General features: G+C 68.5%; 26 protein-coding genes. 16 read left to right on the forward strand and 10 right to left on the reverse strand.

Annotated features, from left to right (window positions below):
• Positions 1-297: 297 nt before the first annotated feature.
• Positions 298-477 (reverse strand): hypothetical protein, encoded by a 180-nt coding sequence (locus ACIBL3_RS39335; protein WP_396359058.1) that lies wholly within the window; start codon positions 475-477, stop codon positions 298-300.
• On the opposite strand from ACIBL3_RS39335, the gene ACIBL3_RS39340 reads away from it, so the two are divergent.
• Positions 476-796 (forward strand): hypothetical protein, encoded by a 321-nt coding sequence (locus ACIBL3_RS39340; RefSeq protein ID WP_396359059.1) that lies wholly within the window; start codon positions 476-478, stop codon positions 794-796. The two genes, ACIBL3_RS39335 and ACIBL3_RS39340, sit on opposite strands and share 2 nt — an antisense overlap.
• A gap of 124 nt (positions 797-920) precedes the next feature.
• Here the strand turns inward: ACIBL3_RS39340 and ACIBL3_RS39345 are convergent, their stop codons facing one another.
• Positions 921-2,798 (reverse strand): glycoside hydrolase family 15 protein, encoded by a 1,878-nt coding sequence (locus ACIBL3_RS39345; RefSeq protein WP_396359195.1) that lies wholly within the window; start codon positions 2,796-2,798, stop codon positions 921-923.
• A gap of 263 nt (positions 2,799-3,061) precedes the next feature.
• Here ACIBL3_RS39345 and ACIBL3_RS39350 point away from each other — a divergent pair, with 263 nt between their 5' ends.
• The 8 genes from ACIBL3_RS39350 to ACIBL3_RS39385 all read left to right on the forward strand — a co-directional run bounded on the left by ACIBL3_RS39350 (position 3,062) and on the right by ACIBL3_RS39385 (position 11,575).
• Positions 3,062-3,736 (forward strand): response regulator, encoded by a 675-nt coding sequence (locus ACIBL3_RS39350; protein ID WP_396359060.1) that lies wholly within the window; start codon positions 3,062-3,064, stop codon positions 3,734-3,736.
• 542 nt (positions 3,737-4,278) lie between these two features.
• On the forward strand, positions 4,279-4,563 hold the full coding sequence (locus ACIBL3_RS39355; RefSeq protein WP_396359061.1) for a DUF6059 family protein: 285 nt from the start codon (positions 4,279-4,281) through the stop codon (positions 4,561-4,563).
• Complete coding sequence (locus tag ACIBL3_RS39360) at positions 4,493-5,179, forward strand: CatB-related O-acetyltransferase (protein ID WP_396359062.1); 687 nt, start codon at positions 4,493-4,495, stop codon at positions 5,177-5,179. The genes ACIBL3_RS39355 and ACIBL3_RS39360 overlap by 71 nt, the downstream gene beginning before the upstream one ends.
• Complete coding sequence (locus ACIBL3_RS39365; protein WP_396359063.1) at positions 5,176-5,934, forward strand: SRPBCC family protein; 759 nt, start codon at positions 5,176-5,178, stop codon at positions 5,932-5,934. Before ACIBL3_RS39360 ends, ACIBL3_RS39365 begins: the two co-directional genes overlap by 4 nt.
• A gap of 109 nt (positions 5,935-6,043) precedes the next feature.
• Positions 6,044-8,191 carry an MMPL family transporter gene (locus ACIBL3_RS39370; protein WP_396359065.1) on the forward strand — a complete coding sequence of 716 codons (2,148 nt, stop codon included), beginning with the start codon at positions 6,044-6,046 and terminating at the stop codon, positions 8,189-8,191.
• The gene (locus ACIBL3_RS39375; protein WP_396359066.1) at positions 8,188-9,387 is read left to right on the forward strand and encodes a cytochrome P450; all 1,200 of its coding nucleotides are present in this window, start codon (positions 8,188-8,190) and stop codon (positions 9,385-9,387) included. The genes ACIBL3_RS39370 and ACIBL3_RS39375 overlap by 4 nt, the downstream gene beginning before the upstream one ends.
• Positions 9,333-10,142 (forward strand): SGNH/GDSL hydrolase family protein, encoded by an 810-nt coding sequence (locus ACIBL3_RS39380; protein WP_396359068.1) that lies wholly within the window; start codon positions 9,333-9,335, stop codon positions 10,140-10,142. Before ACIBL3_RS39375 ends, ACIBL3_RS39380 begins: the two co-directional genes overlap by 55 nt.
• Positions 10,139-11,575 (forward strand): MFS transporter, encoded by a 1,437-nt coding sequence (locus tag ACIBL3_RS39385; RefSeq protein WP_396359069.1) that lies wholly within the window; start codon positions 10,139-10,141, stop codon positions 11,573-11,575. Before ACIBL3_RS39380 ends, ACIBL3_RS39385 begins: the two co-directional genes overlap by 4 nt.
• Here the strand turns inward: ACIBL3_RS39385 and ACIBL3_RS39390 are convergent.
• The 8 genes from ACIBL3_RS39390 to ACIBL3_RS39425 are packed head-to-tail and all read right to left on the reverse strand — an operon-like array spanning position 11,572 to position 18,478.
• Positions 11,572-12,102: a PadR family transcriptional regulator gene (locus ACIBL3_RS39390; protein WP_396359070.1), complete on the reverse strand. Its 531-nt coding sequence runs from the start codon at positions 12,100-12,102 to the stop codon at positions 11,572-11,574. The genes ACIBL3_RS39385 and ACIBL3_RS39390 overlap by 4 nt on opposite strands.
• 40 nt (positions 12,103-12,142) lie before the next feature.
• The gene (locus ACIBL3_RS39395; RefSeq protein ID WP_396359071.1) at positions 12,143-12,595 is read right to left on the reverse strand and encodes a hypothetical protein; all 453 of its coding nucleotides are present in this window, start codon (positions 12,593-12,595) and stop codon (positions 12,143-12,145) included.
• Between the two features lie 32 nt (positions 12,596-12,627).
• Positions 12,628-13,320, reverse strand: a complete 693-nt coding sequence (locus ACIBL3_RS39400; RefSeq protein WP_396359072.1) for a type 1 glutamine amidotransferase domain-containing protein — start codon at positions 13,318-13,320, stop codon at positions 12,628-12,630.
• Entirely contained in the window at positions 13,317-13,763 is a 447-nt protein-coding gene (locus ACIBL3_RS39405; RefSeq protein WP_396359073.1) for an SRPBCC family protein, read from the reverse strand. Before ACIBL3_RS39405 ends, ACIBL3_RS39400 begins: the two co-directional genes overlap by 4 nt.
• Before the next feature lie 48 nt (positions 13,764-13,811).
• Positions 13,812-15,134, reverse strand: a complete 1,323-nt coding sequence (locus ACIBL3_RS39410) for a cytochrome P450 (RefSeq protein ID WP_396359074.1) — start codon at positions 15,132-15,134, stop codon at positions 13,812-13,814.
• Entirely contained in the window at positions 15,131-16,534 is a 1,404-nt protein-coding gene (locus ACIBL3_RS39415; RefSeq protein ID WP_396359075.1) for an FAD-binding oxidoreductase, read from the reverse strand. Before ACIBL3_RS39415 ends, ACIBL3_RS39410 begins: the two co-directional genes overlap by 4 nt.
• 28 nt (positions 16,535-16,562) lie before the next feature.
• Positions 16,563-17,939 (reverse strand): TrpB-like pyridoxal phosphate-dependent enzyme, encoded by a 1,377-nt coding sequence (locus ACIBL3_RS39420; protein WP_396359076.1) that lies wholly within the window; start codon positions 17,937-17,939, stop codon positions 16,563-16,565.
• A gap of 44 nt (positions 17,940-17,983) precedes the next feature.
• Positions 17,984-18,478 (reverse strand): acyl-CoA thioesterase, encoded by a 495-nt coding sequence (locus ACIBL3_RS39425; protein WP_396359077.1) that lies wholly within the window; start codon positions 18,476-18,478, stop codon positions 17,984-17,986.
• 410 nt (positions 18,479-18,888) lie between these two features.
• Here ACIBL3_RS39425 and ACIBL3_RS39430 point away from each other — a divergent pair, with 410 nt between their 5' ends.
• The 7 genes from ACIBL3_RS39430 to ACIBL3_RS39460 are packed head-to-tail and all read left to right on the forward strand — an operon-like array spanning position 18,889 to position 25,470.
• Positions 18,889-19,425: a 4'-phosphopantetheinyl transferase superfamily protein gene (locus tag ACIBL3_RS39430; RefSeq protein WP_396359078.1), complete on the forward strand. Its 537-nt coding sequence runs from the start codon at positions 18,889-18,891 to the stop codon at positions 19,423-19,425.
• Positions 19,425-20,372, forward strand: coding sequence for an ACP S-malonyltransferase (locus tag ACIBL3_RS39435; protein WP_396359196.1), 948 nt, complete (start codon positions 19,425-19,427; stop codon positions 20,370-20,372). The genes ACIBL3_RS39430 and ACIBL3_RS39435 overlap by 1 nt, the downstream gene beginning before the upstream one ends.
• Positions 20,369-21,112, forward strand: a complete 744-nt coding sequence (locus ACIBL3_RS39440; RefSeq protein WP_396359079.1) for a 3-oxoacyl-ACP reductase family protein — start codon at positions 20,369-20,371, stop codon at positions 21,110-21,112. Before ACIBL3_RS39435 ends, ACIBL3_RS39440 begins: the two co-directional genes overlap by 4 nt.
• Positions 21,113-21,161: 49 nt before the next feature.
• On the forward strand, positions 21,162-21,449 hold the full coding sequence (locus ACIBL3_RS39445) for a phosphopantetheine-binding protein (protein ID WP_396359080.1): 288 nt from the start codon (positions 21,162-21,164) through the stop codon (positions 21,447-21,449).
• The gene (gene fabZ, locus ACIBL3_RS39450) at positions 21,446-21,976 is read left to right on the forward strand and encodes a 3-hydroxyacyl-ACP dehydratase FabZ (protein ID WP_396359081.1); all 531 of its coding nucleotides are present in this window, start codon (positions 21,446-21,448) and stop codon (positions 21,974-21,976) included. The genes ACIBL3_RS39445 and fabZ overlap by 4 nt, the downstream gene beginning before the upstream one ends.
• Positions 21,977-21,987: 11 nt before the next feature.
• Positions 21,988-23,010, forward strand: a complete 1,023-nt coding sequence (locus ACIBL3_RS39455; RefSeq protein ID WP_396359083.1) for a glycine cleavage T C-terminal barrel domain-containing protein — start codon at positions 21,988-21,990, stop codon at positions 23,008-23,010.
• Between the two features lie 27 nt (positions 23,011-23,037).
• Positions 23,038-25,470 (forward strand): beta-ketoacyl-[acyl-carrier-protein] synthase family protein, encoded by a 2,433-nt coding sequence (locus ACIBL3_RS39460; RefSeq protein WP_396359084.1) that lies wholly within the window; start codon positions 23,038-23,040, stop codon positions 25,468-25,470.
• Positions 25,471-25,488 lie beyond the last annotated feature (18 nt).

The raw sequence follows: 25,488 nt of genomic DNA on the forward strand, positions 1-25,488 counted from the left end.
TGACACCACCACCGAGGCCCGCGATGCTCACTGACACCTCCAGGTGGTCCCATGCTCGTGGCAACGAGGTGGTCCCATCACGCTGGCAAGCGACATCCGCGCACGACGACGGTGTCAGCGCTCTGCTGGACGCGAGCATCGTCATGATCGACGGCAACCCCATGTACCCCGGACTCGACTTCCAATGGCGACTGGCCGAAGAGACCGGAGCCACCCTCATGGGTGCCAGCCCCGGCTTCCTGATGGCCACCCGCAAGGCCGATCTCCGGCCGGCGAAGGAGTTCGACCTTTCCCGCATCAGACTCCGGTGGGACCGACGTCTGCAGCGGCATCGTGCAGGGCAGCCCGATCCAGCCGGTGGTCGCCGGCGAGATCTCCGGACCGTGCCTCGGCCTCGACGCCCAAGCCTGCGACGACCGACGCCCGGTCGTCGGCGAGCTTGGGGGAGTTGGTGATCACTTGTCCGGTTCCGTCCATGCCGGTCGGCTTTTGGGACGATCGGAGCGGTGAGCGCTACCGGTCGACGTACTTCGACAGATGGCCAGGGGTGTGGCGGCATGGCGACCGGATCCGATTCTCCGAGTCGGGCTCTTGCGTCATCGCCGGCCGATCCGATGCCACGCTCAATCGCGGTGGGGTTCGTCTCGGCACGGCGGAGTTCTATCGCGTGCTCGAAGAGTTGCCGGACGTCGAAGACTCGCTCGTCGTGCACCTGGAGGATCCTGAGGGTGGCAACGGTGAGCTGTTGTTGTTCGTCGTACTGGCAGAGGGGGGTGGGCCTCGTCGAACGCGCTGAGCAGAGCGACCGTGTAGCCCTTCGCCAGCGCGCACCGCAGCCGCAGCGGACTTGGGCACCTTCATCTCTGCCCGAGAAAGCGAATTCACGATCCGAACCCGGACAGTCGAGGAGCCAGGGCTGACTATGACAGCCCCTTCCAGAGCTGTAGGGCCGGCTTGCCGGCGCGCCGCCGTTCTGCTTCGCTGATCTCCCAGGCTGCGTTGACCAGGCCGATGTGGCTGAACGCCTGCGGGAAGTTGCCGAGCAGTTCGCCGGTCGCCGGATCGACCTCCTCAGCGAGCAGACCCACGTCGTTGACGAACGCGGCTGCACGTTCGAAGGTGGCCCGCGCGCGATCGACCTGTCCGGCCATCGCCTGTGCCTGAGCGAGCCAGAACGTGCAAAGGAGGAAGCTGCCCTCCTCGCCGGCGAGCCCGTCGACACCGGTCTGGGTGCGGTATCGGTAGACCAGGCCGCGCTCGTCGGTGAGGTGCCGCTCGGTCGCGTCGATCGTGGCGAGGATGCGGGGGTCGTCGGCGGGAAGGAAACCAACAATGGGCATCATCAGGTTCGACGCGTCCAGATCCTGCGAGCCGAAATGTTGGGTGAAGGCGCCGGCCTCGTCGCTCCATCCGTCGCGCAGCACCGTCGCATGGATCTCGTCGCGCGTCCGCGCCCACCAGTCGACCCGGCCGACAACCCCGAGACGATCGGACGTGCGGACCGCGCGGTCGAGCGCTGCCCAGCACATCACCTTCGAGTACAGAAAATGCTGCGGGTCGCCGCGCACTTCCCAGATCCCCTGGTCCTTCTCGACCCAACGTCGAGCCGCGAGGTCGGCGCAACCCGCGAGGAAACGTCGGGTGTTGTCGTCGATGTGGCCCAGCATTTCGACGAGCCGGAAGGCGGCGCTCCACAGCTCTCCGTAAACATCGATCTGCTGTTGATTCCACGCCCCGTTCCCCACCCGCACGGGTCGACTGCCCCGCCATCCCCGCAGGTGGGGCAGTGTGCGCTCGGTCAGATCACGCTCACCGCCGATACCGAACATGATCTGCAGCGGCTCGTGGCTGCTGAGCGTGGCGGCCGCGGCCAGGAACGCAAAGAAGTCGGCCGCCTCATAAGGACACGCCGCCACCCAGAGCGCCTCCAGGGTCAGGCTCGCGTCCCGGACCCAGGCGTAGCGGTAGTCCCAGTTCCGCTCACCGCCGACTGTCTCGGGAAGCGACGTCGTGGGCGCCGCGATGATGGCTCCGCTCGGCTGGTACGACAGGGCGCCAAGGACGCGGCCACTGTGGTGAACGAGATCTCTCCAGGGACCCTCGTACGCCTGGTGGTGGGCCGACCATGCCTGCCAGGCCCTGACGGTCTCGTCGAGCCGGTCGGACAGCTCCTGTTGGCTCCACACACGTGCGGGCGTCTCCTCCGACGTTGAGCTGTGCATGCCGAAGTGCATTGTCTCGCCCGCGTCCATCTGCAGCAGGCCATGCATGCCCCCTGCACCGGGCCTCAGTACGGCGGGTGTCGTGAGCACCAGCCACTCCACTCCGCTGCGCGATGTCACGCCTCCGTTGACCGGGGTCAGGATGGGGGAGACGAGGCCGTACTGAGGACGCGGCCGGTAGGCGATTTCCAGCTCGACGCTCCCGGTTTCGCAGGCGACGCGTCGGACGAGCACGTGTGGAGCCTCAGCCCCCAGCCGATGCTCCTCGTTGTCCGGGCCGACAAGCAGGCCATCGGTGACCACCACCGTTCCCGAGTCGGAGTGGAACCGCGTCTCGAGGACCATCGTTCGATCCACATAACGGCGCGTCACACTGAATGGAGATGACGGCCGGATCGACCAATGACCGGCCTCGTCGTCGAGCAGCCGGGCCAAGACGGCCGGGCTGTCGAACCTCGGGAAGCACAGCCAGTCGATCGAGCCGTCGCGACTCACCAGGGCCGCCGAGTGCCGGTCGGACAGCAGAGCGTAATCGGCGATGGGCGTCGTACTCACGACAGCAGCCTGACACTTCATGCCCGTCCAGGCGATCGCCAGACAGTGCGACTGCGATGTAGACGCCCGGCCATCGCTGCGTGTGCTCGGAGATGCCAACAGCGTTCTGAGAGCCAGATGAGAGCGAACTGATACACCCGGCGCAGCACCGGCGGCTTCGGCATCATCGGGATGCGGGAACGGGCCAACGCGGTCGGCGGCCACCTCCAGGTCACCGACACCGACGGCGGCCCCTTCGAGGTCGTCACCACCTTGCCGCTGCACATCCAGGCCCCGGTGACGACATGACGACCCGCGTCCTGCTCGCCGACGACCAGGCCCTGCTGCGCGGCACCTTCCGGCTGCTCATCGATTCCTGCGACGACCTCACCGTCGTCGCCGAGGCGGCCGACGGCGCCGAAGCAGTCCGATTGGCGAAGATCCACAAGCCGGACGTCGTGGTGATGGATATCCGGATGCCTGGTACCGACGGACTGAGCGCGACAGAAATCATCTGCGCCGACTCGTCTCTCGTCTCCACCCGGGTACTCATCCTCACCACGTTCGAGAACGACGAGTACGTCGCCCGCGCGCTCCGGGCAGGAGCCAGCGGATTCCTCGGAAAGCACGCCACCACCGACGCTCTCCTTGACGCCATCCGAACGGTTGCCCAGGGCGACAGCCTGCTCTCACCCGGCGCCACCAAGTCACTCATCGCCCAGTTCCTCGCTGCACCAATGGTGAATGCCTCGTCACCGGAGCCTCCGGCACCCGGGATCGCTGACCTGACCAACCGCGAGCTCGAAGTGACGAAACTGGCGGCCGACGGCAAGTCCAACGAAGACATCGCCCGCGACCTGCACCTCAGCGTGCTGACCGTCCGCACCCACGCCCAACGCGCCATGACCAAACTCGGCGCCCGCGATCGCGCACAGCTCGTCGTCATCGCCTACAAGAACCGCTTGGTCGTCACGAACTGAACCCGCCGATGCGGCGTGACTCAGGAGTCGCGCCGCGGCCCGCAATGCACCGGACAGTCAGGACTTGGCCGCCCGCAGGCCAGTTGTGGGCTCTGGCTGCCGAACGCGTCGAGTTCGGCGGCGAAGACCGCCGGCAGCAGCGCTGCAGAATGCGCCGTGAGCTGTTTGGTTGCTCGATCGCGGTGAGTTCGGTACAGATCTCGGCGATTCGGTGTCGCAAAGATGCAGGGGTGGCTGTCGCCAGGCTGTGATCGACGGGGGCCGCACCGCTGCGCGCAGCGCGCCGCGCTTGCTCGCGTGGCGCGGATGACGGGGAGCGTCGTGCCGGGCAGGTGCAGCCTGGCGGGAGTAATTCAGGGAATGTTCGCCATGACTAAATCTGCTGTTTCGGTTGCAGGGTCGGATAGCAAGAATTTGCCGTCATGACTTTGCGCCCTTGCCGCGGCGGCGTTCTGCTGACTAGCGTCATGGATGCCGGGGAAAGTCCTTATAGCCCCGATGGATGATTCAGCACAATGCCGCGCTCGGCGGAAGGAAATCTTATGCCCGTCGTAGCGGTGTGGCGGCGATTGCTGGAGTTCGCCGGCCGGTACGGCGAGTCGTGCTTCGCGGTGGCCGTGGTCGTCGTACCCACGCAGTGGCCGACCGGTGCGAGTCCGTCGCCGGGGCACCCCGAACGGCCGGCCGGTCATGTCCCGCTCGCCGCGGAAGAGGTCGCGCTGTGGTCGCAGATTCTGAGTCGCCGAGGAGGTTGGCTTGCCCGCACCGGACCCGACACGCCTGTATCCGGACGCCTACGGACCGAACGCCGGGTTGATCAAGGGTGACCCACAGGTCGTGTTCCTCAAGGCGCTGGTGCAATCGCCGCTGACGTCGGTCGGCGACTATACCTACTATGCCGATCCGGTCGACCCGACCGGATTCGAGCGGCACAACGTGCTTTTCCATTACGGGCCGGATCGGCTGGTCATTGGCCGATTCTGCGCCCTGGCCCGGGGTGTGCGGTTCATCATGGGCGCGGCAAACCACCAGCGGGCCGGCATCTCGACATTTCCGTTCCCGATGTTCGGCGCGGATTGGCTGGAGCACATGTCGCTGTTCGCTCAGCGGGATTTTCCGGGCGACACCGTGGTCGGCAACGACGTCTGGCTGGGCTACGACGCGACGGTCATGCCGGGCGTCCGGATCGGTGACGGGGCGATCGTCGCTGCCAAGTCGGTGGTCACCTCCGACGTGCCGGCCTACGCGGTGGTCGGGGGTAATCCGGCTCGGCTGATCCGGCACCGGTTCGGGACGGACGAGATTGCCCGGCTTGTTCGCCTGGCGTGGTGGAACTGGTCGATCGATGTGGTGACGGAGAACATCGCCACGATCATGAGCGGCGGTGTGGAGCAACTCGAGGCGGTCGCGCGCAACCACGGCCTGGGAGAGGACCCGGAATGATCTTCATGCTGCTGTTCTACAGCGACGAAAAGGCGATGGCCGCGATGTCGGCGACCGAGCGCAACCGGCTGATCGAGGCGCACGTCGCGTACGACCACGACTTCCTGCGCAAGCGCTGCACGATGCTGGCAAACCGTGCGCTGCAGCCGTCCGGGACCGCGACGACCGTCGAGCCGCACGGGGTGACCTCCGGGCCTGCCGTCGTCACCGATCCACCGTTGACCGGCTTCTATCTGATCGACTGCGCCGACCAGGCCGAGGCGGTCGAGCTGGCCGGCGGCTATCCGATGCCGGTGGGGCTGGGCCGCATCGAGGTGCGAGCAGTCATCCAGGAATGGGATTACGCGCCGAGCGTGCAGACCACAGCCGCGCCGGACAGGGTGTGGCGCGAGTACGAAGACGTGGCGAGCTGGCCGGAGTGGAAGCACGGGGTCGAGCGGGTTGAGCTGGGCGGGCCGTTCGCCGCGGGGACCACTGGACAGCTTGTCGTGACGGGACGTCCTGCGATGCAGTACCGGATCGTGTCGGCCGACCCGGGCCAGGCGTATGTCTCCGAGTCCGAGCTCGGCGAAGGGGTACTTCTGCGCATCGAGCACGTCCTGGCGGCGCTGCCTGATGGCGGCACTCGGATCACTCACCGGGTGAACGTGCCCCGGGCCGCGCTGGACCTGTTCGGGCACGAGTTCAGCCCGGCGTTGAACGACGGGATTCGACAGACCCTGCGCTCCTTGGCGGATCGGGTCGAGTCCCGTTGACATTCCACTGTGGAATAACTAACCTTCCACATTGGAATGTCAATGTGGAAGGTCTGCGCATCGTGAGGAGTGGGTGACCATGTCCGCTGCCGGCTCGAACCGTCACCGCGTGGTGCGTTGGCTGATCCCCGCCGTGGTGATCCTCGTCTGGCTCGGTGCCGGTGGTTGGCTGGGCGTGGTCGGCGGCAACCTCGGCGACGTCGTCTCCAGTGGCGCCGCCACCTATTTGCCGCGCAACGCCGAGGCGACCGAGGTCGCCGACCTCAACAAGCGTTTCGGCGAGGCGGAGACGTTGCCGGCAATCGTGGTGTACAGCCGCGACGCCGCTTTGACCGACGCCGACCGCCGGGTGATCGGCGAACAGATTGTTGCGATCAACCGCGAGCTGGGCAGCATGCTCGCTGAGCCGGCCACCGGACCTCGGGTCGCCGCGGACGGGCGCGCCGCCACGGTCATCGTGCCGTTTGCGGGTGCCGACGAGAACAAGGTCTCTGGGCATGTAACGACGTTGCGCGGGCTGGTCAGCGGCGGCGACGGACTCACTGTGCACATCACCGGACCAGCCGGCGTCCAGGCCGACCTGAAGGACGCGCTGGGCGCCATCGACCTGATGCTGGTCCTGGTGACCATGGCGGTCATCCTCGTCATTCTGATCGTGGTCTACCGCAGCCTGCTGCTGCCGTTCCTGGTCCTTCTCGTCGCGGGTCTGGCCCTAGGCGCCGCCCAGGGCGTCATCTACCTGCTCGCCAAGCAGCACGTGTTGTCCTTGGGCGCCGAGGTCCAGGGCATCCTGAACGTCCTCGTGCTCGGCGCCGGTACCGACTACGCCCTCCTGCTCGTTGCTCGGTACCGGGAGGAGCTGCGCCGTCACGAAAGCCGCTTCGACGCGATGCGCGTCGCCTGGCGCAACTCGCTCGGCCCCATCGCGGCCAGCGGCGGTACGGTCGCCCTCGGTCTGCTCTGTCTGCTGATCAGCGACCTGAGCCTCAACCGCGACCTCGGCCCCGCAGGGGCGATCGGCATCGGATGCGCGCTGCTGGCGATGTTGACCCTGATGCCGCCGGTGCTGATGCTGCTCGGACGGGCCGCGTTCTGGCCCCGCCGTCCGGGCTACGGCACCGAGGCTGTCGAGCTGACCGGCATCTGGTCGCGGGTATCCCGGTTCGTCCAACGCCGGCCGCGGATCCTGTGGATCGGTACGGCGCTGGGTCTCGTCGTGATGGCGTTGGGCGTAGTTCGCCTGGACGCCACCGGTATCCCGCAGAACGAGATGATCATCTCGGGCGATGTCGAGTCGGTGGCCGGTCAGGAGGAACTGGCCCGGCACTTCCCGGCCGGCAGCGGCAGCCCGGTGATCGTCATCGCCGACGCAGGCCGGATCGCCGACGTGTCCGACGCGGCACGCAAGGTCGATGGGGTGGCGTCCGTCGACCCGTACGTCGGTGCGCAGGCCGGAGCGCCGGCCCCGGGCGCCTCGGCCGTCGTCGTGGACGGGCTGGCCCGGGTCGACGTCACGCTGGCCGACGCACCGGACAGCAAAGCGGCCCTGGACACACTCAAGCGACTGCGTCACGAACTTGGCGGGGTGCCGGAGGCGCACGCCAAGGCCGGTGGCTACACGGCTGTTCTCGTGGATTTCAACGACGCCGCGACCCGCGACCGGGGCGTCATGCCACTGCTGCTGCTCGTGGTCGGTGTCGTCGTTGCAGTGCTGCTGCGCTCGATCGTGGCCCCGCTGCTGCTGCTCGCCACGGTCGTGCTGTCCTACCTCGCCGCGATCGGCCTGTCCGCACTGATGTTCCGCGACGTGTTCGGCTTCTCCGCTGTCGACGCGACGTTCCCGTTGCACGCCTTCGTGTTCCTCGTTGCCCTGGGCATCGACTACAACATCTTCCTGATGACCCGGGTCCGTGAGGAATCTGTGCGGGCCGGAGCCCGAAGAGGCATGATCATCGGCCTGACCGTCACGGGTGGCGTGATCACCTCGGCCGGAGTGGTGCTGGCCGCGACGTTCGCCGCCCTTGCGGTCATCCCGCTGGTGCTACTGGTCCAGTTGGCGTTCACGGTCGCGTTCGGCGTACTGCTGGACACGTTCGTGGTGCGTTCCCTGCTGGTGCCCGCACTGGCGCTCGACGTCGGCCGGCTGATGTGGTGGCCAGGCCGGCTCGGCCGCACACCACATCCGCCGGCCACCCCGCCAACACCGTCGCCCGAACTGGCGGGCGTGGGTACCGAACACACCGGAGCTGACTCGTGATCACCGAAACCGCCACGTACCCGTTCGAGATCACCGATCCGTTCCGGCTACCCAAGGAGTTCGACTGGCTCCGGGCGCACCGCCCGGTCAGCAAGGTGCGGGCGGCCACCGGCGACGAGGTGTGGCTGGTCAGCGACTACGCCGGCGTCCGTGCAGTGCTGTCCGACCGGCGCTTCTCCCGCAACATCTTCCGCCAGGACGCTGCTCGGCTGCTGCCCGGCGTACCAGTGCGGCAAGTCAGCGTTCCGTTCGTCGACCCGCCTGCGCACACTCGCTGGCGCAAGCTGGTGTCCCGCGCGTTCACCCCTCGGCATGTGGAGGGCATGCGACCGCGGATCCAGGAGATCGTCGACCTGCTGCTGGACGACATGGAGCAAGCCGGTCCGCCGGCCGACGTCGTCCGGGCGTTGTCGTACCCGCTGTCCAACGCAGTGATCTGCGAGCTGCTGGGCATCACGGCCGAGCAGCACGAGCCGTTCCGCGTCCTCGCCAACACCGCGCTGACAATCAACGACTCGTCGCCGGAGGAGCAGATGGCTGCGCACCAGGCGATGGGCACGTTCTCCCGGGACCTCATCGCAGCGAAGCGCCACCATCCCGGCGACGACGTGCTCAGCCAGCTCATCGCGGCGTACGACGAGGAGGACGGCCAACTGTCCGAGGACGAACTGGTCGCCACCATCCTGGCCATCTTCATCGGCGGGTACGAGAGCACCGTCAACCAATTCGGCAAGGGCATCCTGGCCCTGTTCCGCTTCCCCGACCAGCTGGCCGCGCTGCGCGCCGACCTCGACGCCGTACCGACCGCGGTTGAGGAGATGCTGCGGTTCGCCGCGCTGGACAGCGGCTTCGGCTCGCCCCGCTACGCCACCGAGGACGTGCAGGTCGGCGACGTCACGATCCCGAAGGGTGCCACCGTTCTGGTCATCCGCCAATCGGCCGACCGAGACGAGGCACTGTTCCCCGATCCGGAGCGCTTCGACATCCGCCGGCAGGAAGCCCGGGCGCACAACGCGTTCGGTCACGGGCCACATCATTGCCTTGGTGCCGCACTCGCCCGGCTGGAGCTTCAGCTCGGGATCGGAACGCTGCTGCGGCGCTTCCCCGGCCTCGCCCTCACCCAGGCCGTAGAGGAGATCCCATGGGACTACCGGCTGACGGTGGCGGGTCCGCGAACCCTGCCGGTGACCTGGTGAGCGAGTCGGCTCCCGCCGCTGCTGAGTCGGCGGTCACGGACCCGGGTCGCGCCCGCCGCAGGCGACGACGCCGGATCGCCCTGCGCGTGATGGCGATCGGGGTCGGGCTGCTCGTCCTGGCCGAGATCACCGGACTACTGCTCGAGTTGAGGCAGGCCAAGACCTATCCGAAGTACTGGGCCGACCAGGCGGCCGAGCCCGTTGCTCCGCAAGCGGTGCGGTTGGTGGTGTTCGGCGACTCTGCCGGTGTGGGCATCGGCGCGTGGAAGCCGGAGGACAGTGTGGTCGGTCGCATCGCTGGCCATCTGCAAGAGCGCACCGGTCGGCCGGTCCATGTCGCCAACTACTCCGTGGGCGGCGGTACTTTCGACAGCATTCTCACCGGGCAGCTGCAGCGGGCCGACGTGGCGCGCGCCGACGTGGTGGTGGTCATCGCCGGCTCGAACGACACTGGTGCAAAGGTGCCGCTGGACACGTACCGGGCAAACGTCACCAAGCTGCTAGAGGCGCTGCCCGCCGACCGGACCGTGCTGTCCGACGTGCCCCTGCAGCGTGGCCGGGACAACTACCAGCGGATCCTGGCCGAGCTGTCCGACGCCCGCGGCGTCGCCCACGCCGACTTCGCCGGCGCCTTTCGCTCCGCCCGTCGCCTCGACGTGTGGGCCCCGGACTTCACGCATGTCAACAGCGTCGGCTACCGGATCTGGTTCCAGGCGTTCCGGCCGCACCTCGACACGATCGCCGCCCGGCTGTGACCACGCCGTACCCGCGTCGCTGGTGGGCGCTGGCCGCGCTCGCGCTCGTGCAGTTCGTCATCGTGGTGGACAACACCGTGGTCAACGTGGCGCTCCCATCCATCCAGCGGGAGTTGGGGTTCAGCGTCGAAGGGCTGTCCTGGGTCGTGAACGGCTACCTCTTGACCGCCGGTGGTCTGTTGCTGCTCGGCGGACGACTGTCCGACCTGTTGGGCCGCCGCCGCATGTTCCTGTGCGGCGCGGTGGTCTTCGCGGTCGCGTCTGTCGTCTGTGGCTTCTCGACCAGTCCGGCCATGCTGGTCGCGGGCCGGTTCGGGCAGGGCGTTGGCGAGGCCCTTGCGTCCCCGGCCGCGCTGTCGCTGATCGCCGTACTGTTTCCGGAGCCCGGCCCTCGTGGCAATGCGCTCGCCATCTGGGGCGGGCTGTCGGGCGTGGGGGCCACCGTCGGCGTGCTGCTGTCCGGGGTGATCACGGAGCTGCTCGACTGGCGCTGGATCTTCGTTCTCAACCTGCCGTGCACGCTGGCGGCTGTGATCTTGGTGCCGCGGCTGGTGCCGGCCTTCGACCGGCGCCGACCAGGGCAAGTGGACTGGCTGGGTGCAGCCTTGGCCACCACGGGTTCGATCAGCCTGGTCTACGGCATACTCGCCTCGATACGGTCCGGCTGGACCGGCGCTGCCGTGGTGATCCCGTTGATCGTCAGTCTGCTGTCCTGGGTCGCATTCGTGGTGGTCGAGGCGCGCGTCAGCGAGCCGCTGGTGCCACCGCGGTTCTTCGCCAACCGCACACGGCTCACCGCGAACGTCGTGTCGGTGTTCATGCTCGGCGTGCTGTCGGCACTGTTCTTGATCTTGACGCTGTACATGCAGGACGTGCTGAGGTACTCGCCGCTGCGTACCGGCTTGGCCTACTTGCCGTTCTGTGTCTTCTTCGTGGCGGGTGCAGCGCTGGGTGCCCTGCTGTTGGGGCGCTTGGGTCCTCGGCTCGTTCTGACCGCGTCGTTCCTCGTCGCCGCGGTCGGCATGGTGCTGGCGAGCCGACTTCCGGTGGCCGGCTCATGGACGCGGGACCTGCTGCCGGACATGGCCGTTCTGGCGATCGGCTTCGGTCTCGGCCTGCCGGCGCTACAGGCGGCCGCCCTGTACGGCGTGTCCGAACGGGATGCGGGGCTCGCCTCCGGCGTGCAGAGCTCGGTGCAGCAGTTGGCCAACGCGCTCGGGATCGCCGTACTGCTGACCGTCGCACTTCATCGCAGCGGTGCGGTGCTTGCCGACGGCGGACCTGCTCCGGCAGCGATGACCGCGGGATTCCGGCTGGCTTTCGCAGTGTCCGCAGGCGTTCTGGTGCTGGGCGCCGTCGCGGTCGCCGCCGTGATGCGGCGAGTGCCGGCTTCGGTCGCCGTAGCCGCCGAGGACCCCGAGCCGGTCGGCTAGTTCCTGCCCTGGATGGCCGCGGGCAGTTCATCGAACCAGCCCAGCACCGCGCGCTCGTAACGGATGCCGAAGTCGAGCGTTGCCCGCGCGTAGGGGTCGGGCTCGCCGACGGGCTCCTCGGTGAGTTGCTTTTCGTACAGGGCAAGCCGTTGAGCGTGGATGTGCCGGTGGGTGGCGATCACCTCGGCGAGCCGCCCGGACGGTACATGCCGGCCGAACATCACCACCAGCAGGAGCGGGAACCGGGTCTGCTCCTCGGCCACGTCGCCCTCGAGCCACTCGGCGAACGCGGCCCGTCCGGCGTCCGTCAGCGCGTACGGACGACGGTCGCGCGGCCCCGGCTCGCCGGCCTCGATCAGCCCCGCCCCGGCCATTGCGGTCAGCTCTCGGTAGACCTGGCTTTGAGTCAGCGACCAGAAGTCGCCGATGCGCTGCTGGGCGGTGGCGACCAGGTCCCATCCGGTCAGCGGACCTTCGTGCAGGAAACCGAGCAGCGACGCCGCGGTGGCGTTGAGCTTGCGGGTCATGCGTTCTCCCGGGGGATCGGAGCCTGGACATTCCATTGTGTCAGGTCAGATCGGGAAACGCCGCATCCGGGCTGCGCTCCTGCAGGCTGGGGACCAGTAGGGTCACCGCGAGCGTCACAACGCCGACGGCGAGGCAGACGCCGCCGAGGCCCAGAACGACCACGAAGCCGTTGGGCCCGGTCGCGCCGTCGCCCAACGCGGACAGGAAGAAGCCTGCCGACATCAGCAGGCCGCCGATCGGTATGGCCAGTCGTGCCAGCCAGCCCACGGCACCCCAGGCGACTCTGGCGCCGTCGGCGAGCAACAACGCGATCAGGCTCAGGCTGACCATCACTCCGGCGTGGCCGTGGCCGGCGCGCCAGAACGACGCCTGGAAGTCCGTCGTTTCCACGTTTCCGTTGGAGATCTGCGTCTCGAAGACCCCGCCGGCCTCGATCGTGACAATGCTCAGCAGCAGGATCCCGGCGATCACCTGCGAACGTCTCGTCAGCATCTGAACTCTCCTTCGCGCGATGTCACCGACAACTATCGGCGGACCGCCGTCGCAACAGCGACCGCCTCGCGGGCCACGAGCTCGGTCGATGCCGGATTCTGGCCGGTCACCAGCCGGCCGTCGACCACCACATGAGGCAGGAACGGTCCGACCGCGTCGTGCTCGGCGCCCCGCTCGACGAGTTCGTCGGCAAGCAGGAACGGCACGACCGAGGTCATCCCGACGGCCTGCTCCTCGTCGTTGGTGAAGCAGGCGACCTTCCGTCCGGCGACGAGGTGGTTGCCGTTCGACAGCCGGACGCCGAGCAGTGCGGCGGGGCCATGACACACCGCCGCGATCACCGCGTCGTGTTCGTACGCGTCGCGCAGCAAGGCGGCCAGGTCCTCGTCGTACGGCAGATCCCAGACCGCTCCGTGCCCGCCCGCGGTGAAGACGATCCCGTACGCCGCGGGGTCCACCTCACGCACCGGCCGGGTCGCGGCCAGGGCCGCGGTCATCGCTTCATCGGCGAAGAACGCCTGCTGGGCCGGATCCGCGGTGTCGACCGCCTCGAGCGGTGGTTGCCCGCCCTGGATCGAGGCCAACTCGACCCGGAATCCGGCCGACGCGAACACCTGCCACGACTCGGCCACCTCGGACGCGTACGCGCCGGTCGACCGGCCGGTGTCGCCCAGGACATCGTTGCTGGTCAGCACCAGCAGGGCGGTTCCGTTGGCGCCGGTCACTGCCGGCCGTCCTGTCGACCGGCGATCACCTCGGCCCGCCGGGCGAGCGTCTCGACCGTCTTCGGTACACCCGCCGTGAGCTGTGGGCCGAAGCTCTTACCGAAATGCTCGGCCGCGGGACCTACCAGCTCGACCCGCAGATGGATCCGTGTTCGGCCGTCCGGCAGCGGGGACAGCCTGTTGGTCGACCGCAGCGTGACGGTCTCCGCGATCTCAGTCTCGGAGACGTACCCGGTGTTCTCGGTCGCCTCGACGATCGTGAACGGCAGCGGGCCTTGGTCCGGCGGGCTCAGCCGGCCGGTCGTGCCGGCGGCGAATGGCCCGTCGAGTTCGATGTCGCCGACCGCGGCGTTCCACTCGGGCCAACTCGCGACGTCCTGATAACAGCTCCAGATCGCCTCCGAGGTCGCGGTGGCCTCCGCGCTGTGCTCATAGGTCCACATTCTCAGGCCTCCGTTCGCAGTGGTCAGGTCAGTCGGCGGTGCCGGACGTCATTGCGGCACGTCCCAGCGGATCGGCAGGTGCTTGATGCCGTTCTGGAAGTTGGACCGCAGTCGCACCGGCTCGCCGTCTGCCTTCACGTCGCCGAGAATCTCCAGCACCGCGCCGTACAGCGCCCGCATCTGCACTCGGGCCAGCTGGGCCGCGATGCAGAAGTGCGGGCCGTGGCCGAAAGCCAGGTGTGGATTGGGATCGCGGGTGACGTCGAAGGAGTCCGGATCGGTGAACACGGTCTCGTCCCGGTTGGCCGAGGCGAAGTACACCACGACCTTGTCGCCGTCCTTGATGTCCACACCGGCCAGCGTGGTGTCCTGGTTCGCGGTACGGCGGAACTGGGTGACCGGGCTCCACCAGCGCAGCATCTCCTCGACGGCCGAGTTCACCAGTGTGTGGTCGGCGCGCAGTCTTGCATATTGGTCTGGGTGGTTGATCAGTGCGTACATCCCGCCCGGCAGGGCGTTGCGAACGGTCTCGTTGCCTGCCACTGAGAACAGCCAGAACAGCTTCTCGAACTCCTCGATGGTGACCCGGCCGCCGTCGCTGTCGACCTGCTGCATGAGCAGCGACATGATGTCGTCGCCCGGGTGCTCGCGGCGGTACTGCGCCAATTCGCGGGCGTACGCGTAGAGGTCGGCCATCCCGGACGGGAGCCGGGAGTCGGGCATCCGTCCGTTCTCGTCCGGGTCGGGTCGCACCAGCAGCGCCCGCTTGGCCAGTTCGGTGGCGCCGCTGGTGTCGAACTCGTTGCTGGCCTGGTACTCGGCGTCCTGGACGCCGATGACCCGGTTGCTCCAGTCGAACATCAGCCAGCGGTCGCCCTCCGGAACGCCGAGGATGTCGGCGAGGGTCAGCAGCGGCAGGTCGGTGGCGATGTCGCGGGCGAAGTCGGCGCGGCCGCGGTCGGCGACGGCGCCGACCAGGTCGCGGGCGTAGTCACCGATCCGCTCCTCCAGCTTGGCGATCGCGCGGGGGGCGAACGCCTTGGTGAGCAGCCCACGCAACCGCGAGTGGTCCGGTGGGTCCATGTTGATCATCATCTGCCGCAGCGGCGGCAGCAGCGGCGGCGGCGCGTCGTAGATCTGGGTGAGCCCGCGGCTGGACGAGTAGACCTGCGGTGACCGCAGCACGGTCTCGACGTCGGCGTGGCGGAGCACGGCCCAGAACCCTGGTCCGGCCGGCCATTCGTCGACGGCCGGCTCGGGGACCCAGACCACGCCGTGCTCGCGGCGCAGCCGTGCCATCAGGTCGTGGGGTACGCCGGTGACGTAGGTGTCCGGGTGCATCAGTGTCTCGGTGCCGGTCACGGCGCTCACGATCCTTCTCCGGCGTCGCCCGCAGGCTGGATGTTGTGGTTGAAGCGGAACGTGTTGTCCGGGTCGTACTGCGTCTTCACCCGGGCCAGCCTGCGCAGCCGTGCGTCGTTCCAGAATGCGGAGACGCGGTCAACCTCCTCGTCGTCGGTGACCAGGTTGAGGTAGGTGTCGCCAGAGCCGACGGCACGTAGGTCCGCGCCGGCCTGCTTGACCCAGGACCGGCAGCGCTCGGTCTCGGCCGGGTCCGTCCACTGGCCGAGGACGTGGACCAGCCAACTGTCCTCCCGGTGGCTGAACGCGGTCGCGTCCGCCGCCACTCGGGTGACGGCGCCGTTGAAGGGGATGACCTCGATGATGGAGTGCCGGTCGGGCAGGTCGGCGCCGTACGAGGCCAGAGTGTCGATCTGTTTGCTGCCGAGCTCCGGGAGGTATTCGCCGGTCCAGTAGTGCAGGTTGCCGTCCGGGTTCAGCGGGTCGAGCATCTGCTGTACGGCGACGTACGGCATCGGGTAGACGAAGTTGAGTACCGGCGAGCCGAACTCCTGAACCGGCCGGACGACTTCCAGGCCGCGGTCCGGCGGGCCGGCGTACCGAAGGAAGATGCCGATCAGGCGGCTGCCGCGATGCTCCTCCGGAATCACGTCCAGCGGTGGGGCGAACTGGAAGATCGCGTCCGCGCTCAGCTCCTCAGGCGCATCGGCGATGAAGTCGCGCAGGAACGCCAGCACCTCGGCGGCGTCGGCCACCGGATAGGCGACCAGGCCGGCAAGGATGATCGGGCCGACCGGGTGGCAGCGGAACTCGAAGGATGTGACCACGCCGAAATTGCCGCCGCCACCGCGCAGCGCCCAGAACAGCTCCGGGTGGCTGTCCGGGCCGGCGGTGACGACCTGCCCGTCCGCGGTCACGACGTCGGCGGACAGCAGGTTGTCGCACGTCAGCCCGTACTTGCGCTGCAACATGCCCATGCCGCCGTTCAGGGCCAAGCCGGCGATGCCGGTCATCGAGACCTGCCCGCTCGGAGTGGCCAGGCCGAACAGCTGGGTGTCGCCGTCGAGATCGGCGAGGGTTGCGCCCCCCGCGACCCGGACGCTGTGGTTGGCCGGGTCGACTCGGACGTCGCGCATCAGGGAGAGGTCCACGAGCACTCCGCCGTCGCAGGTGCCGTGGCCGGCGACACTGTGGCCACCGCCGCGGATCGCGACCGGCAGCCCGTGCTCGCGGGCGAATCGGACGGTCTGCACGACGTCGGCGACGCCGCGGCAGCGGGCGATCAGCGCTGGTCGCCGATCGATCATGCCGTTGTAGACCCGGCGCACACGGTCGTAGTCGGGATGATTCGGTACGACGAGCTCGCCGCGCAACGCCGAACTCAGCTGGTCGGTCGGTAACTGACTCATGCAAAGTCTCCTGTGGCGGTCGACGGGATCAGTGCGGCGAGACGACGGGCAGTTGGCTGAGGAAGACCTCGAGCTGTTCCTCGGACAGTTCCTCGTCGGTGATCTGTCCGGCCTGGAAGGAGGCGTACGCGGCGAGGTCGAAGTGTGCATGGCCGGTGACGAGCACCAGCAGCGCCTCGTCGCTCCCGGTCTCCCGGCACCGAATGGCCTCATCGATACAGGCGGCCAGGCCGTGGGTGGCTTCGGGGGCCGGCATGATGCCTTCGGTGCGGGCGAACAGCAGACCCGCCGCGAAGCAGTCGGTCTGTGACTTGGCCACCGGCTCGATCAGGCCCTGGTGGACGGCGTACGACACCAGTGGCGAGACGCCGTGGTACCGCAGGCCACCGGCATGGATCGCCGCGGGGACGAACCTGTGGCCGACGGTGTACATCTTCATCAGCGGCGTCAGACCTTCCATGTCGCCGTAGTCCCAGGCGTACTTGCCCCGGGTCATCGCCGGGCAGGCCGTGGGCTCGACGGCGATCGCCCGCACGTCCCGGTTGCCGGTCAGCTTCTCGCGCAGGAACGGAAAGGCCAGCCCGCCCATCGACGAGCCGCCGCCGACGCAGCTGATCAGCACGTCGGGATAGTCCTCGGCCAGAGCGAACTGCTTGAGTGCTTCCTCGCCGATCACGGTCTGGTGCAGCAGCGTGTGTCCTGCGGTGCTGCCGAGTGCATAGCCGGTGCCGGGATCGGCGAGCGCGACCTCGACGGCCTCGCTGACGGCGAGGCCGATGCTGCCGAGCGGTTCGCTGCCCGGTGGCTCGGTCGCGCGGGCCTTGCGGCCGACGTCGGTGCGGGTCGTGGGACTGCGGTGCACGGTCGCGCCGAAGGCCTCCATCATCGTCTTGCGGTACGGCTTCTGGTCGTACGACGCGCCGACCCAGAAGACCTCGCAGTCGACGTCGAACTGAGCGCAGGCGAAGGCGAGCGCGGTGCCCCACTGGCCGGCTCCGGTCTCCGTGGTCAGCTTCCGGATGCCCTGCCCGGCGTTGTAGAAGACCTGCGGTACGGCGGTGTTGACCTTGTGCGAGCCCGTCGGGCTGAAACCCTCGTACTTGTAGTAGATGCGAGCTGGTGTGCCGAGTTCGCGTTCGAGGTTACGGGCCCGGTACAGCGGGCTCGGCCGGAACCTCCGGTACACGTCGCGCACCTGATCGGGGATCGCGATGAACCGCTCGGTGGAGCCGTCCTGGCGCAGCAGTTCGGTCGCCGACAACGAGGTCATCTCGGCGGCGGACATGGGCTGGTGCGTCCGCGGGTTCAACGGCCGGGGCGGACGCTCGGGCAGGTCGGCGACAATGTTGTACCAGTGCGTGGGAATATCGCGCTCGTCAAGCAAGTATTTGATCTGGCCGCTCATCGTCATCCTGTCGTACCGGTCGTGTACTGCGGATCTAAATGGCTTCATCCAGCCGTCTCGTTGGCGACTGCGAGGGGTCGGGCGGGGTTGCCCTGGCGTACTTTCTGGCTGTCGAGAAATGCCTCGAACTTTTCGTGGAACGAATCCGGCGCCCGCATGAGCAGGCCCTTCTTCAGGTCGACCAGGGCATGCCCGGACTTTGCCTCGACGATGAGCTGCCCGCCCTTCTTGCGGTAGATCTCGTAGTAGCAGTCGAGCCGTGCCGTCGGCGTGGTCGCCCAGGTTCGGATCAGCAGGTCGTCGAGGTAGTGCGCGGGCGTGTGGAAGCGGATGTGGAACTCGGTGGTGGTGATCTGGTAGTTCCAGTAGTCGACGCCGGCCGCCAACGCGAACGCCTCGCGGCCCAGGTCGCACCACGCCATGTAGTTGCCGTAGTAGGCGTGGCGCTGCCCGTCGCACTCCGACCACCGCACTCGTGCGGTGGTCTCGACGTACCCCCAGCGCATCACCCGCGGTGCCGTCTCGACCCAGCGAGGCATAGGTGGAGATTCCTTCCACTAGACGTTCATCGATGTTCACGCGCAGGTCAGCGTCAGGTGTATTTTCCGTCGGCTTTCCGGGAAATCACGGCGCGCTTTTGTCACAGGCTGCTGGTAGGTCCGCCGTGGTGTCAAGGCGAACGCCGGCTCGTGGCTGATTGCTGCTATCTCGGGTCCCGGCGTTGATGTAGAGATTTCAACCAGGTTTCGACAGTGCCGGGGCCGGCGGTTTCGTGGCTGGAATCAGCCACCGGTGAAGTCCTTGACGCGTCAGGTCAGGCGCCCGTAGCGTCTTCCCCGTCCGGCGTGAATTGTGATTCGAATAATTCACCCGGGATTACTCACCCCGCCAAACAACTGCTCGCCCACCGATGAGGCGCGTGCCGGTCAGGCGCGTGTTGGGAGCATTGATGAATCGTTCGATCGGCGCCCGCCACCCGGTCGTGCACGACGATGACGAGGTCGTCGCCATGGCTGACGTACGGACCCTACCGGTTCTGCCCGGAGCTGTGTCGAGTGCCGGTGTCGACCTCGTCGACCAGCATCGCTTCGCGCTCGCGGTCCGCCGCACAGGTCCGAAGTTTCTGCATCACGTCTTCGATGACACCGAGTTCGCCGGAGCGCCGGCGTCGAGCGGCGTACCCGACGGGCCGCGGCTGGCCGAACTGGGCCGGCTGTTCGGGATCAAGGAAAGCGTCGTCAAGGTTGTCGGTGGCCTTCCCAAGGATGGCCGCTACCGAGACATCGTGGTTTCCGGCCTCGACTCGCACGATATCCGGACCATCGAGCTGCGCGGCTGCATGGCGGACTGGGCTGTCAGCCGTCAGGTCGAACTGGTCGGCGGCGTGCTCGCCGGTGAGGTGCCGTTGCCTGCGCTCGATCTGTGCTGGGCTGCCGCGATCCGCGTGCCGTCGCCCGCGGCTGCCATGCCAGGGAGTCGGTCGTGATGGCCCGCGACGCGGTGTTGGTGTTTCCCGGGCAAGGCAGCCAGCGTCCTGGTATGGGCCGCGAGCTGGCTCGCTGTAGCAGCGACGCCCGGCAGCTGATCGATCGCGCGGAGCGGTTGTCCGGCGTACCGGTCGGAGAGTTGATGACGCACGCGGACGCGACGACGCTCGCCGATCCCGAGGCCGCGCAGCTCACCATCTTCGTGTGGTCGAGTGTCCTGGCGGCCGAGCTGTCGGCCACCGGCGTCCTGCCGGTCGCTGTGGCCGGCCACAGCCTCGGCGAGTACCCGGCACTGGTCGAAGCCGGCTGCTTGAGCTGGGAGTCGGCGCTTGCGATCGTTGCCAGGCGCGGCCGCGCGATGGCCGACGCCGCGCGTCGCGAGCCGGGCGCGATGGCGGCCGTGGTCGGGTTGTCCGTCGAGCAGGTCACCGAGCTGTGCCGGCAGCATTCGGTTGCCGACGGCATCGTTGTGCTGGCGAACCTGAACGCACCGCGGCAGGCGGTGGTGTCCGGCACGAGCGCCTGCGTGGACGAGGTCGTCGAAGCCGCTCGAGCTGCCGGGGCACTGCGGGTGAAGCGATTGCCGGTCGGCGGTGCCTACCACTCGCCGCTGATGGCATCGGCAGAGCGCGCGCTGGCACCGATGATCGCGGCGGCCGACCTGCGTCCGCCGCGGGTGCCGTTCGTGTCGAGCATGACCGGGACGGCGTTCGAGGACGTCGAGTCGTACCGGCGGCTGCTCGCGACGCAGATCACCCGGCCGGTGCGCTGGTCGGACACGGTCGAGGCGCTGGGGCGCAGTGGTGCCGGCACCTTCGTCGAGGTCGGCCCGGGCCGGGTGCTCAGCGGACTTGGCCGCAACATGCTGCGGACCGTCGAGCACGTGGCTGGAGTGGAGGCGCTCGGCGCTCCGGTCCGGTCGGTCGCGGTCGGGCAGGGGTCATGAGCCTCGCCGGACGCGTCGTGTTGGTGACCGGCGCCACCAAGGGCATTGGGCTGGGCATCGCGATCGACCTGGCCAAGGCTGATGCCCGGGTGCTGATGAACTACCGCCGCGATGCCGACCAGGCCAAGCAGGCGCTGCGCGAGGTCCGTAAGTACCAGCCGGACGCCGACCTGGTACAGGCCGACATCGCCGTGCCGGCTGACGTGGATCGGATGTTCCGCGAGATCCGCGCCGACCACGGCCGGCTGGACGGCCTGGTGAGCAACGCCGGGATCGCCAACGACGGCTACGCCCTGATGATGGGGGAGCAGAAGTGGCGCGCGGTCGTCGACACGAACCTCACCGGCTCGTTCCTGGTGTGCCGGGCCGCGGCGCGTCAGATGGCCTCGCAGCGATCCGGCGCCATCGTCGCGATCGCCTCGACGAGCGGCGTGAACGCCCCACCCGGGCAGGCCAACTACGCCGCCTCGAAGGCTGGGCTGCTCGCGTTGATGCGAGTGCTGGCGAAGGAACTGGGCAGCTACGGCGTGCGGGTCAACTCGGTCGTCCCCGGCTTCGTCGACACCGCGATGACCCGGTCGATGCCGCAGGACCAGTTGGACGGGTTCGTGCGACGCGTGCCGCTGGGCCGGATCGGGACGCCGGACGACGTCGCGCCGGTGGTGCGATTTCTGCTCAGTGCCGAGGCGGCGTACGTGACCGGAGCCTCCGTCGTGATCGACGGCGGCCTGACCTGCTGACCCCAGCTCCACGACATCCGAAACGACAGGTATGGACAGGAGAGGCCTGATGGCGGCAACGCTGGAAGAGACGAAGGTGGCGGCCAAGGCCCGCCAGGAACTGTGTGGCGAGGTCAAGCACCTCCTCGTGGAGCGGCTGGCGCTCTCGGTCGAGCCGGACATGATCGGCGACGACCAGCCGTTGTTCGGCCGCGGCCTGGAGCTCGACTCCATCGACACCCTGGAGCTGGCGATGGCAGTGGAGGAGAGGTTCGGCGTGATGATCACCGACGACGACACCGAGAGCCTGCTGTCCCTGAACCGGCTCGTCGACCACGTCGCGGCCAACCGGCCATGAGCACACGGGCCACCGACGAGGTGCTCGCGCTGGTCGAGCCGACGCCGAGCGGCGCGGCGACCGGGCTGACCGCCGACGACATCGCCCGGCTGCTCCCGCACCGGTACCCGTTCTTCCTGCTGGACAAGGTCGTGTCCGTTGAACCAGGCGTGCGGGCGGAGGCGATCAAGAACGTCACGTCCTCCGATCCCGTCCTGGCCGGGCACTTCCCTGGACGCATGCTCTACCCCGGCGTGCTGCTGGTCGAGTGCGTCGCCCAGTTGGCGGCGGTGATCTACGGCAGCGCGGCGGCCGCGCGGACCACCGGCGAACTTGTCGCAGACGTCGCGGACCGCGTCGGCTATCTCGCCGAGATCAAGCAGGCGAAGTTCCTGCGCACGGTGTTGCCGGGTGACCAGGTCGTCGTCCGGGCCCACACCGGACCACGGATGGGCAGCCTGATGTCGGTGACCGGGCAGGCCTCGGTCGGCCGCGACGTGGTGATGACCACCCGGCTCGTGGTGACCGAACGGAACGACAGCGAATGAAGGGAAACATCATGCAGAACGTGTATTCCGACCCGGTCGCCGAGTACGAGGTACTACGCAGCGGGTGCGGCCTGGTCGACTACACCGGCGTCGGCCTGGTTCGTGTCGCCGGGGCCGAGGCGGCCGCGTTCCTCGGCCGGCTCTCGACCCGCAGCGTCGACTTCCTGCTCGAGGGGCAGATCTCCGCTGCGCTGCTGCTGAACCAGGACGGCACCGTACTGGCCGAGGCACTCATCCATTGCCGCGGCACCGACTACCTCGTCGAGATCTGGCCGGCGCAGGCCGCAGCCGCCGTCGAGTACGTGGTCACAGCCGGTGCCGCCGGAAGTCACGACGTGACGGTCGAGGAGTTGAGCGACGCGTTCCGGGTCTACGGCATCGAAGGACCGCAGGCACCGGCAATCGCGCAGAAGTTCCTGTCGTTCCCGATCTCGTCGATGTCGTACTCCGGCTTCGTCAGCGCGGGCTGGCGCGAGGACGTCGAGCTGCTCGTGAGCCGGACCGGGGTGAGCGGCGAGTACGGCTACAAGCTGCATGTCCCGGCCGCTGCAGGCGCCGAGTTGCGTGAGCATCTGCTGAGTCTCGGCGCGCAACCGGTCGGGCTCGACGCGCTGGACATCTGCCGGATGGAGATGCGGTTCGCCAATCTCGAGCGTGAAGCCGATGACGCCACACCGTTCGAGATCGGCCTGCAGTGGATGGTCGACTTCGGCCACGAGTTCGCCGGCAAGGCTGCATTGGCCGAGCACTGGAGCGCAGCGCCGGGGCAGCGCCCGGTCTGCTGGATCGCCGACGACGGGCTCGACGCGGCGCCGGAAGGCGGCATCGCACTGGGTATCGCCGGCGAGCGGGTGGGGACGGTCACGCACGCCGTCTACTCGCCGCGGCTGGGCAGGGTGATCGGTACCGCGCGAGTCGAATCCGAGGTGGCTGCCGCGGGCCTGGAGTTCACCCTGGACGAGCTCGACCACCCTGTCCGGACCACCGCCGCGCCATTCCTGGTAGCGACCAGCTTCGGCCTACCGCTCGAGTAGCGGCCACCGGTCTCTGAGGAGGAATCCATGACTGCGAGGGCTGTTGCCATCACCGGCGTCGGGCTGACCTGCGCGCTCGGCACAGGCGCGGAATCGGTGTGGACAGGCGTCCGCGACGGCGCCACGGGGATCGGCCTGACCCGCCGGTTGGACACGTCCACACTGAGCTGCCAGTACTCGGGCGAGGTCGGCGACGTACCGGTCCCGCCGCAGCGGGGCCGGGGTCGCGCCGACCGTGCGATCGGCATGGCACTGGGGGCAGCTCACGAGGCCGTCGAGGACGCCAAGCTGGATATCGCCGCGTTGGACCCCTACCGGGTGGGCATCGCTATGGGTACGTCGGTCGGCGGCCTGGACGCGGGTGAGCAGTACCACTGGGAGCTGCTGCGTGACGGTGTCGCCGGCGCATCCAAGCACCACCTGCTTGTCTACCCGCTCTACACCTCGACCGACGCGGTCAGCGCGGCGTTCGGGCTGAAGGGTCCGAAGGTCGTCATCTCGAACGCCTGCGCGGCGGGCGCCAACTCGATCGGGTGGGCGCTCGACGCGATCCGTGAAGGTCGAGCCGATGTCATGCTGGCGGGAGGCGTCGATGTGCTCGACATCCTCTCGCTGGCAGGGTTCGACAGCCTCAAGGCGCTCGACCAACAGCCGTGTGCGCCGTACTCGCGCAGTAGTGGCCTGAACATCGGCGAGGGTGCAGCCATCCTGGTGCTCGAGGGCGAGCAGGTCGCCAGCGAGCGTGGCGCGCAGGTGCTCGGCTACGTGTCCGGATATGCGCTGAGCAGCGACGCCCACCACGCGACAGCCCCGGACCCGGTCGGTGGCGGAGCGGTGCGGGCGATGCGCCGCGCTCTGGAGCAGGCCGGCTTCACGTCCGCCGACGTCGACTACGTCAACGGCCACGGCACCGGTACGCCGGCCAACGACAGCGCCGAACGCAAGGCAGTCACCGCCTTGTTCGGCGACAGCGGGCCGCCGATGAGCAGTACCAAGTCGCAGGTCGGCCACATGCTGGGTGCGGCCGGGGCGCTGGAGGCCGCGGTCTGCGCGCTGGCGTTGCGAGACCAGGTGTTGCCGCCGACGGTGAACGTCGAGACGTCCGCGGACGTCAACCCGGCGTACGACATCGTGCCGAATACCTCGCGGCCGGCTCAGGTCGACGTGGTCGTGTCCAACTCCTTCGCGTTCGGTGGCAACAACTGCTCGCTGGTGATGGGGCGGGCGCCCGGACCCGCACCGGTCCGCCCGGACCGCCGGGTGGTCATCACTGGGGCCGGCGTGGTCTCGCCGATCGGCCTCGGCCGCGACGGCCTGGTCGCTGCACTGCGAGCGGGTACGGTCGGGATCCGGCCGGCCAGCGGTATCGACACGGGTTCTGCGGCCAGCCGGCTCACTGCGGAGATCACCGACCAGGGGTACCGGCGCTGGATCAACCCAGCGTACGCTCGTCGGCTCGACCAGCTGGGCCTGCTCGTCCTGGCCGCGACCCGGGACGCCTTCACCGACGCGGGATTCCGGATCACCGGCCAGAACGCAACGCAGGTCGGCATGGTCTTCGGCACGTACACCGGCCCGCTGGAGACTGTCGCGCAGTTGACGGAGACGATCGGCACCGAGGGCCCGCACCGGGTGAATCCGCGGCTGTTCCCGAACTCCGTGATGAACGCGGCTCCCGGTCACGCGTGCTTGTCACTGCAGATCAGGGGACCGTTGTCGACCCTCGCGATCGGCTGTGCCTCGGGAGTGGCGGGTCTCGGCTACGCAGCCGACCTGGTACGCCGTGGTGAGGCCGAGGTGATGGCCGCCGTCAGCGCCGACGAGCTCACTCCGCTGCTCCATCTGGGCTATGACCATCTCGGCCTGCTCGCGTCGGACCAGGTGCGCCCGTACGACCGTGAACCCACCGGGTGCGCTCTCGGAGCGGGCGCGGCGGCCCTTGTCCTGGAGTCCTTGGAGCATGCCGAAGAACGTGGGGCAACGATCCTCGCGGAGGTTCGCGGGCACGCCACTACCGGTGACGCCTACCGGGTGGCGGGCAACGACCCGTCCGGTGAGTCCTGGGCGCAGTGCCATCGCAGTGCGCTCGAGCAGTCGGGTCTGACCGCGGGGGATGTCGGTGTGGTGTACGGCGATGCGCGCGGCACCGCCGCGATCGATCAGGCCGAGGCCCGCGCGGTGGCCGCGGTATTCGCTTCCGGGTCGACGCGGCTGGCGAACCTCAGCGGGCAGCTTGGTCACCTGCACGCCACCACGGCGCTGATGTCCGCGGTGAGTGCTGTGGAGAGCATGTCGACCGGCTGGGTGCCGGCCGTCGACGGGTTGCGCGATCCTCTGCCCGGGCTGGAGCCGTACCTCAGTTCGGAGCACGACCCGGCTGGCCGGGCGGCGTTGGTCACAGCCGCCAACTGGGGCGGAACGTACGCGTCGGTGGTCTTGACGCCGTGGCCGTCACGGTGACGGTTTCGGACGCCGGCA

This window comes from Kribbella sp. NPDC050124, from assembly GCF_044460355.1.
In the GTDB taxonomy this organism is placed as follows: Bacteria; Actinomycetota; Actinomycetes; order Propionibacteriales; family Kribbellaceae; genus Kribbella.